General features: G+C 36.3%; 9 protein-coding genes. 2 read left to right on the forward strand and 7 right to left on the reverse strand.

The window, feature by feature from the left end; translation table 11 throughout:
* Window positions 1–23: 23 nt before the first annotated feature.
* Window positions 24–1,781 carry a GspE/PulE family protein gene (locus tag FTV50_RS07275; RefSeq protein WP_180023971.1) on the reverse strand — a complete coding sequence of 586 codons (1,758 nt, stop codon included), beginning with the start codon at window positions 1,779–1,781 and terminating at the stop codon, window positions 24–26.
* Between the two features lie 186 nt (window positions 1,782–1,967).
* On the opposite strand from FTV50_RS07275, the gene FTV50_RS07280 reads away from it, so the two are divergent.
* Window positions 1,968–2,939, forward strand: coding sequence for a hypothetical protein (locus tag FTV50_RS07280; RefSeq protein WP_180023972.1), 972 nt, complete (start codon window positions 1,968–1,970; stop codon window positions 2,937–2,939).
* Window positions 2,940–2,978: 39 nt separating this feature from the next.
* On the opposite strand, the gene tsaA is transcribed toward FTV50_RS07280, so the two are convergent.
* Window positions 2,979–3,689: a tRNA (N6-threonylcarbamoyladenosine(37)-N6)-methyltransferase TrmO gene (gene tsaA / locus FTV50_RS07285; RefSeq protein WP_180023973.1), complete on the reverse strand. Its 711-nt coding sequence runs from the start codon at window positions 3,687–3,689 to the stop codon at window positions 2,979–2,981.
* A gap of 106 nt (window positions 3,690–3,795) precedes the next feature.
* On the opposite strand from tsaA, the gene FTV50_RS07290 reads away from it, so the two are divergent.
* Window positions 3,796–4,575 (forward strand): ferredoxin--NADP reductase, encoded by a 780-nt coding sequence (locus tag FTV50_RS07290; protein WP_111885341.1) that lies wholly within the window; start codon window positions 3,796–3,798, stop codon window positions 4,573–4,575.
* 73 nt (window positions 4,576–4,648) lie between these two features.
* On the opposite strand, the gene FTV50_RS07295 is transcribed toward FTV50_RS07290, so the two are convergent.
* The 5 genes from FTV50_RS07295 to FTV50_RS07315 all read right to left on the reverse strand — a co-directional run.
* Window positions 4,649–5,089, reverse strand: coding sequence for a hypothetical protein (locus tag FTV50_RS07295; protein WP_180023974.1), 441 nt, complete (start codon window positions 5,087–5,089; stop codon window positions 4,649–4,651).
* Between the two features lie 183 nt (window positions 5,090–5,272).
* Window positions 5,273–6,241, reverse strand: a complete 969-nt coding sequence (locus FTV50_RS07300) for a PoNe immunity protein domain-containing protein (protein WP_180023975.1) — start codon at window positions 6,239–6,241, stop codon at window positions 5,273–5,275.
* Window positions 6,242–6,277: 36 nt separating this feature from the next.
* Window positions 6,278–7,546, reverse strand: coding sequence for a type VI immunity family protein (locus tag FTV50_RS07305; protein WP_180023976.1), 1,269 nt, complete (start codon window positions 7,544–7,546; stop codon window positions 6,278–6,280).
* A 26-nt stretch (window positions 7,547–7,572) separates the two neighbouring features.
* Window positions 7,573–8,574 (reverse strand): hypothetical protein, encoded by a 1,002-nt coding sequence (locus tag FTV50_RS07310; protein ID WP_180023977.1) that lies wholly within the window; start codon window positions 8,572–8,574, stop codon window positions 7,573–7,575.
* The coding region (locus FTV50_RS07315; protein WP_180023978.1) for a DUF2345 domain-containing protein at window positions 8,574–9,189 on the reverse strand (616 nt) is incomplete at its 5' end. The genes FTV50_RS07310 and FTV50_RS07315, both read right to left, overlap by 1 nt.

The raw sequence follows: 9,189 nt of genomic DNA on the forward strand, positions 1-9,189 counted from the left end.
TTTTTATTTATTTGATCAAACCATTAGTTGAGCGGTACGACACGCAGGACTTCCTCTAAAGTCGTCACCCCTGCAAGTACTTTACGCGCACCTGCAATTCGTAATGGCTCGACATGCTCTTTACGTGCCTGTGTACGTAGTTGGGTTAGATCTGCATTAGCACCAATCAATTGCTTGGTTTCAATACTGAGCGGCATAAATTCATAAATCCCCACACGGCCTTTATAACCCGTTTGACGGCATTCATCACAGCCCACCGCCTCGTAGACAAAATCAGGCATTTGAATCGTGTAATCAAAGGTCAGATGTTTCCACTCTTGTTCATTGATAAAAGTCTCACGCTTGCAGTGTGGACACAGTTGACGAACTAGACGTTGTGCCAAAACCCCTAAAATAGTCGCTGCCGTTAAAAAAGGCTGAATACCCAAATCATGTAATCGCGTCAAACTCGATGGTGCATCATTGGTATGTAAAGTTGAAAGCACCAAATGACCTGTTAATGCAGCTTGGATTGCCATATTTGCCGTATCATGATCTCGGATCTCCCCGACCATGATAATGTCAGGGTCTTGACGCATTAAAGCCCGTACACCATCGGCAAAGCCCAGATCAATCCCTGTATTCACCTGCATTTGGTTAAAACTTGGCTCTAACATCTCAATCGGGTCTTCAATGGTGCAGACATTCACTTCTTCGGTTGCCAATTGTTTGAGTGATGAATAAAGCGTGGTGGTTTTACCCGAACCCGTCGGACCGGTCACTAAAATAATACCGTGACTATGACTGGTTAAGGCCTTCCAATCATCCAACAGACGCCCTTCAAAACCGAGCTGTTGGAAACTACGTACCAAGACTTCAGGGTCAAAAATACGCATGACTAACTTTTCACCAAAGGCTGTTGGCAGCGTCGATAAACGTAGCTCTGTTTCTTGGCCTTTGGGTGTACGGGTTTTTAAACGTCCATCTTGCGGCTTACGCTTTTCAGCCACATTCATCCGACCTAAGATCTTAATTCGTGAAACCACCGCTGTCAGCGTATTTGCTGGCATGTTGTAGATGGTATGCAATACCCCATCGATACGAAAACGCACCTTTCCTGTATCTTTACGCGGCTCGAGGTGAATATCACTTGCACCTTGTTCAAAGGCAAACTGTAAGACCCAATCCACAAGCTTCACAATATGCTGATCATTGGCATCTGGATTTTGTGTATCACCTAATTGTAATAGTGCTTCAACGCCTTTATTTTCACGGTCATAACTCGATGATTTTTGCGAATTACTGACTGCGCGACTCACTTGGTAATATTCAACCAAATAACGCTGTAGTTGATCTGGACTGAGTAATACACGCTGAATCTTCCGTGGTAAAACTGTTCTCTCTAAATTGGCAATCCATTCATTTTTATAAGGTTGATCCGTTGCAATCAGCACATGCTCATTTTGTAATTCCACCGCTAAAATGCGATTTCGTACTGCAAATTCTTGCGACATAATAGCTGTCAAAGCAGGCACGTCAGCTTTTAAAGGATCGATAATATAAAACGGTACACCAGACTTTTCTGCTAACCATTGACAGAGTCTATTAAGTGTTAAGGTAGACTGTGGATGACTCTGATCGACTAAATTAAAATTGGCAATCCATTGTAAAGGATGCCATTTCAACTGCTCACGCTGACGGTGCGTGGTTTGAATCAATATTTTGTCCCGTTCAGTAATACGTCCATCTTTTTGTAATTGGTCTAAACACCAAGAAGTGTCAATTTCAAAATTAAAAGTCATTGTTCTATGTTCCCCAAACATAAAACTACTATAGCAAAAAATTCTAAAGGCACGCTTGTGTCATTTGTGTTTTGCACATAGGTTTTCAGAAAGCATACTATTTTTGTTATTAATGAAAACATTCATAAATTTAAGCTATAATAAAGTTGCCTATCAGGGCTTTATAATTACGATATAAGAAGATTTATGATGAAAATAAAAATATTAGCAATTTGTACCATGACTATTCTTAGCTTAACTGCCTGCGGCGGTGGCGGTGGAAACTCAACCTCTAATAATGACTCCAGCGAAAATCCAACGATACCAAATGCTGCTTTCCAACAGTGGTCAACTTTTGAACTCGACAGTGAAAGTGATGTGCTGTCATACGAAAGTGATACTGCAACTATCGATAATGGTAAACTATATACTTCAGAAAGTAGCGATTCATTTATGGTGACAGCGAATGGCTTGTATGATGAAGGATCTCTACACAGTTCGTATGGCTATCTGAATGGCAATATATCCATTGCAAATAATGTGTGGACGCTAAGTCCTCATTCCTCTATTAATTCATCAGGTCTAAAAATTACGACAACAATGAAGTCCTTCAATCTTGAAGGTGAAATCCTAGCATCTCAAGTTGATGCCTATAATTATTGGATCATAAAAAATAATATTACTGATTCAAGCAACTATATTTCTAACGATGCTCTCAAATACTTAACAGCTATTTCAAATATTAAGTTTCCCGCTGGTTCTCGCTGTTTACAATTAAATAAAGTATCAAATAGTGAACAGTATTTAGATTTAACAGATTCCTCAGATAGTGATAGTCAAAGTTTTTTAGCTGACTGGTGGGCTGATCTTAGTACAGATATTACTGCGAAAAAATACATCATGAAAGATACTGTAGCCTATACCGTAGCTGATGATGAGAGTGAATATGGCGTAGCTCAATATAAAAATCGTTTTTATGACGCTTACCTATCTCCTAAAGGAGTGGAATACAATATGCAGGATTTAATTAAGGTTATTGATAATTGGATAAATGCTTCAACTAATCCTACTCAAAAAACTCAATTTTTAGAGTTTAAACAATTAGCTGAGAACTCTTGCAGCATGTATAACGATGTTGCTCTTAACGCAATCAAACAAAGTTTTGCAGCAAATAAATAATTTACACATTTAATAAAAAAGGAGCTGAAAGCTCCTTTTTTATTGAGATATATCAATAATCAGAGTTTGTAGATCACAGACCTGAAATTTTACATTCAATCCACCAAATAACATGCCATACACACGTTCATCATCATGCTGATAAGCAGGACGTGGATCTAAACTCAATACTTGTTCCAGTTCTGCTGTTAATTGTTCGGTTAAATTGCCATTATTCAAAAATACCTGTTTTTGTTGCTCAGCGTGCTCTGACCAAATCACAGATTTTCTTTCTGGCTCATCCTGCGCATAACCGCTTTGCGCATCCATCACTGCATCTGAATATTGAATATAGGGTTTGATATCTAAAATTGGTGTTCCATCCAACAAATCACTGCCGACCACATAGACACGTACCGATTTACCGACTTTTTTCACCGCTTTGAGCTGCACAACCGACAAGCCCATAGGTGACGGCCGGTACATACTTCGTGTCGCAAATACCCCGATTTTTTGATTACCACCTAAACGCGGAGGACGAACTTGCGGACGAAATTTTGTCGAATCTGCATTTTTATTTTCATGAAACTGCCAAATCAGCCAAAGATGACTAAAATCTTCAATCCCTTCGAAAGCCAATAAATCGTTATAAGGTTCTACCATTTCAATATAAGATTCGACTTGCACCAAATTTGGCTGACGTGGAATACCAAACTTTTCTCGGTAGGGAGATTTCATATACCCGATAATTGGCATTTTAAGCTCAGACATAATCACTTTTTCTGATAAGTTCAATTAAATATATTCAGTTTATCGAGAATGATTTTAGATTAGAATAGTAAGCTGTTCTAATTTGATAATTTTATTGAGACCTTTAATGGCTGCTTTTAACGTCGAAAAGATTACTCACGTCCACCATTGGAATGACACTTTATTCTCTTTTAAAACCACTCGCGATACTGCGTTACGTTTTAAAAACGGTCAATTTGTGATGATCGGCCTTGAAGTAAATGGTAAGCCTTTAATGCGCGCTTATTCTATTGCAAGCGCAAACTATGAAGAAGAATTAGAGTTTTTCTCTATTAAAGTTCCAGACGGTCCTTTAACGTCTATTTTACAAAAAGTAAAAGTTGGCGATGAAATTTTAGTGTCTAAAAAACCTACAGGTACGTTGGTTCTAGATGACTTAAACCCTGGTAAAAACTTATACCTACTTTCTTCAGGTACAGGTCTTGCACCGTTCCTTTCTGTAATTCGTGACCCTGAAACTTACGAACGTTTTGAAAAAATCATCGTTGTACATGGTACACGTTTCATTTCAGAATTGGCTTATCAAGATTTAATCTTAGATGAAATTCCTAACCACGAATTCTTTGGTGAATTAGGCGCGAAAGAGAAATTGGTTTACTACCCTACGGTAACTCGTGAAGAATTCCATACTCAAGGCCGTGTAACTACTGCCATTGAAACTGGTCAACTTTTCGAAAAAATTGGTCTTCCACGTTTCAACCCTGAAACTGACCGCGCAATGCTTTGCGGTTCACCTGCATTCCTAGACGACGTTGCTGCACTACTTGACCAGCACGGCCTGAAAGAATCTCCTAAGATGGGCGTTCTAGGCGACTACGTGATTGAACGTGCATTCGTTGAAAAATAATTAGCTGTAAATTAAAAAGCGCATGTCATCATGCGCTTTTTTTTGATCTATATGCCACTCATGACTGATACAGCTATTTTTCTTCTTTTACCTTCAATTCATCAATAATTTTTGCTCTCCACTCTAAACCTTTATTTGTAGCACGAGGTAATTCATTTGAAAGAGTAATCTCAACACTATCATCTGGGTATAAATGGACTGCTAAATATTTTTTATCTTTTAAGTCTTTAGAAATTAATAAAGGAACATTTATAGCTTTATGTTTACGCGAACTGTTTGTTTCACCCCATTTTACATATTGGGACCCTGTTAACACTGCTGATCTTTTCGTTCCACTACCAAATCCACCACCCAACTCTTCACCATTTAATTCGACTATATAAGGAATATAATTGACATCATAGCCATAAGATGTTGTCGTTAATACATAAGTTTTTGTTGAATGTGTATTACACCCTATTAAACTCATTGCTGAAAGCATAATAAGCATTAAATTCGTTTTTAAAACTTTCATTATTATCCTTTAAAAAATATGGGGTTTTAATTTATTTAATTAAAAATAATAATCAAAGAAAATTAAAAATATTATCCATTAGAAACGAAGAACCAAAAGGAAAATTTATCCTATTTATCACCAGCAAACTGCCAATATATATTAGCATCCATTTCAAAATGCCTCCGAATGGCATCTACTTATTCAGTCAGATACCAAATCGTTAATCCCCCAAGGGTTATCTTTAATCTCAGGCATACCTTCTCCTTGATTAAAATGACATTTTTCCATGTTATTCACAGGAATATACCATTCACCTTTTTTAGGGCAAATTTGTCCTGCTTCGCATCTTAGAGTTTTTGTACTTGGATTACTTATATCTTTCTCGGAAGGTATAAATTCTCTGGCAAATTTGACCAAATCTTTTGGATAAATCATATGTGTTATTTCGCTATCATCTAAATCTAGCAAATAAACGTAAGCAGCAGCTTCTATAGCCCAATAGCCAAAGTACAAACCTTCATCCATTTTATGGGTATCATGCCAAGCTGCACTTTCAAATGCGGGATACCATAATTTCAAATATTCCTGTATATCCTGAATACTCTCTTCTTTAGTATCTCTATATTTACTAAAAATTAATAGTCGATATGGATTATCAAAAAACCATTGATCCACATCATATCTATCCGTCAACTCAAATGATAAAAAGTCCTCATACAGCGTATCTAATTGTTCTGTTTGCTCATGGTAAATTTTGTCCTGCATCGCTGCAATACGTGGTAATAAGTCTCTTCTATGTAATAGATAACACAGTCCTATCAACTGCATACATCTTTCGTACTCATCTATAGCTGTAAAGTAAAATGGTGCCCAATCATTATCATTTTCATACTCTCTTAAAGCAAAAGTATATGCTTCATATCTCTCAATTATTATTTCTAGAAAATACCTCATTTTAGAAATATCATGACCTGCTGTATATTCTAATGAAAAAAATTGATATGTTTCGCTTGCCAAGAATAGTGAAAGACGACTTTGATCTTCCAAAATACCACTATATTCTTGTTTTTTATTTTCAATTTTTTTAGAAATTTCAAAAAAATACCCATACAAACGATCATAAATATTTTCTGTTAAGAAAACTTGCCTAATCTTCTTATTAAATTCCATATTTATTCCAAAAAATAATGCCCCGAAGGGCATAAATCATTCTTCACCATCAAACTGCCAGTACACATCCCCCCAATCACTTTCAAAATCAGGGAATATATCACCTTGTTTAAAATATTGACGTGAGTTTTCTTTAGCAAAAGTATACCAATATCCTGCGTGAGGACATGGGCTACCGGCAATAACAATATCTATTCTTTCTGGTTCTTGAACTTCAACTTTCACTCGTTTTAATTCAGGCCAAGTGCTGTCTTCATCAAATCGTGCAATCCATTGCTTTGAACTTACGGCATCAAAACGTGGATTTGGATCATCTGACCACGCATCCAAAGTGGTCAGTTTTAAGTTATCACAACGTATCGGTTTAATTAGTTCATTTGCCATCACCAATAAATCAGGAACACCTGCTTCAACTGGATAAAGTGAAAGCTCTCCCAAACGTATCCATAAGCTGTATTTTGTTGAATCTTCTAGGTCTATAATTTTAGTAATTTCAATTCGTGGATCATCCAGTTTTTCACGAATTTGTTCTTCACTCAAGCCTAGTTTCTCTAGCCAGTAGGGAGAAAGTAAAAAGCACCATGTTGGGGTACGAATACCGCCACCTAAACCATCCCGATCTTCTGCAATAAACATATTTTCATGAGAAAACTCCATACCAGGATGATCAATATCGAGCCCGTAAAAATAATCCGTGAAAGTCCGTTCAACTGTTTCAAATTCAGGAGAAACAAATGCAAATTGACTTGTGTTTCCAATTTCATATCCACTATATGCTTGAATTGGGTTAAGCATTTCTAGACATTTTTGAACAAATGAGTACCAAATATCTTTATTGGATCTATACCATTGATCACCAAAAGTTAATTTTAGACTAGAATAGCGCTCACTAGAGTCTCTAATCTTTGCACTTAAAGCCCAACGTGGACTTTGATCTTGAGATTGTGCAGATGTTGCACCTAAATAGTAAATGAAATATTTTTTATAAATTTTTGCCATTTCAGCTGATATTTCTTCACGACTTCTAATCCATGAAATTGCCTTTTTCCAAACTTCTGTATCACATCGAAATCTTAAATGAAATGGCTTATCAATTATTTCGAATTCAAATTTCTCATAAATATCAATTACTTTTATCAAAAATTCTTGCGCATTTGTTTTTTTTTGATCAATATAAAATGTAATATAAGGGCAAACTCCGAACTCTTTTTTTTCTTCCCCATAAATTATTGATGTATCAAGAGGAATATCTCGAACTAATTCTTCTATTTCTTGATCAGTCAAAAATAAAGTTGATGTGCTCATCTATAAATCCTAATTATTTAAGCTATTTAATTTCTTCCACGACGATTATTAGATGAATTGCCTTGTGATTTATCATCGTTAGATTCTGGTGACTTGTCTTCAGGATACCGAAATAATGATAGTTTAAAACCCTCACTAACCGTGACTCCACTTACCCTTTTTGCTTCTTTAGATTGATTATTTAATTTTCCATATTCATCAAATTGCTTTTGTTGAATTGTATCTCCTTGGAATTTAATTTCTACCAAAACAAAAATATTCGTCAGCGAAAGTGGTTCAGCTCTGTATTCTGGAATTGCAATATCCGCACTAATTGTGCCACGTGCACGACTTGGCATAGGCCAAAATGGATTAATATCACTACCAGCGCGTTTTAAACGTGTTGCCATATCCATAGGTGGATTTTGAAATTTATTCATTCTTGCATTAAAAGGAAAGCAAACTTCAGCTTTTAAAGGCCCCCGCCATGTCAGTAGTTCATCCATACATTCAATCATGAAATTAACAGCCAATTGTTTTAATCGAACAATGGTAAATTCTTCAATTGAAACATCAGCAAACTCTTCAGCGGTCATACTGAGTAGTTTAGCAACAACATCTACTTTACTTTTTGGAATAACATCCTTAAATTTTTGCCCCCGCTTTGCTCGTAATTGCACGATGGGTAATTGATCAGCTGTTTCACATACTTTACTAATTACAGGTCTAAAAGGAATTTTTTGCATAATGGCCGCAGGAATACCAGCTACACTTGCACCTCGACCTGAAGGATTTTTTGTAACTGGACGTTGTTTATCTGATCCTGTTATAGCATTAAGTTGAGCTAATTCTGTTCTTTTATCAATATTATCTGAAATCTCCAAATCTAAAGATTTCATCATTTTTTTCATTTCATCTTTAGCTTTATTAATATTATCTTTATATGCTTCAACTTCTGTATATATATTCATTCCTACATGATAAAGCTCATAGGCTGCAATCGCATAGCCAGCAATTTTAATAATCCCCAAGATTACAGGAACTGCCATTAATCTTCCCCTGTACGTTTAGCCATCGAGTCTAATTTAATTTCCCAATTTTCTGTAATACGTTCACTTTCTCTCATAATTGATTTATATGCTTCAATTTTTGTACTTATTTCAGTTACAACTTGATCAGTAAAACCTTGATCATCAGTTATGCCTTCTTTTAAAACATTCCCACTCTTATCTTTAATAGAATATTTGTAACCTTCGAAATTTCGGCCATTTGTTTTAAAAAGCTGAAACCTCCCAGAGAAAGGGCCTTGAGCAAGGACTAATTGGGGTAGTTTCGGTAATTGTAATGCTTGCTTTGCTCCACCCACAAACTTATGCTGCCCCGCCTTTACCTCAAATTTCGCTGCAGTTGTTGGAAATATCCCTGCACTGGTAATTTTAAGTTGTGACCCACCAGCGGTAAGAATAATTTCCTTTGGACTTTTTATATCTACTTTATCTTCCGTGGAAATAATTTGAATAGCTTTTCGTGCAATCAGATCTGCCCCATCTCCTTGGGCTTGGATTTCAACTTTGCCTTTGCCTGCATAAGCTCTTAATCCCTCTTGTGCTGCAAATAGACTGATCTTGCTTTGTGCATGGGCAATTAAGGATTTTTGACTGCTG

This window comes from Acinetobacter sp. YH1901134 (assembly GCF_013416965.1).
GTDB lineage: Bacteria > Pseudomonadota > Gammaproteobacteria > Pseudomonadales > Moraxellaceae > Acinetobacter > Acinetobacter amyesii.

Excerpts from the sequence above, each read along its gene's own strand:
- FTV50_RS07275 (WP_180023971.1), bottom strand. The coding sequence starts at position 1,781 with ATGACTTTTAATTTTGAAATTGACACTTCTTGGTGTTTAGACCAATTA.
- FTV50_RS07300 (WP_180023975.1), bottom strand. The coding sequence starts at position 6,241 with ATGGAATTTAATAAGAAGATTAGGCAAGTTTTCTTAACAGAAAATATT.
- FTV50_RS07305 (WP_180023976.1), bottom strand. The coding sequence starts at position 7,546 with ATGAGCACATCAACTTTATTTTTGACTGATCAAGAAATAGAAGAATTA.
- tsaA (WP_180023973.1), bottom strand. The coding sequence starts at position 3,689 with ATGTCTGAGCTTAAAATGCCAATTATCGGGTATATGAAATCTCCCTAC.
- FTV50_RS07310 (WP_180023977.1), bottom strand. The coding sequence starts at position 8,574 with ATGGCAGTTCCTGTAATCTTGGGGATTATTAAAATTGCTGGCTATGCG.
- FTV50_RS07295 (WP_180023974.1), bottom strand. The coding sequence starts at position 5,089 with ATGAAAGTTTTAAAAACGAATTTAATGCTTATTATGCTTTCAGCAATG.
- FTV50_RS07290 (WP_111885341.1), top strand. The coding sequence starts at position 3,796 with ATGGCTGCTTTTAACGTCGAAAAGATTACTCACGTCCACCATTGGAAT.
- FTV50_RS07280 (WP_180023972.1), top strand. The coding sequence starts at position 1,968 with ATGATGAAAATAAAAATATTAGCAATTTGTACCATGACTATTCTTAGC.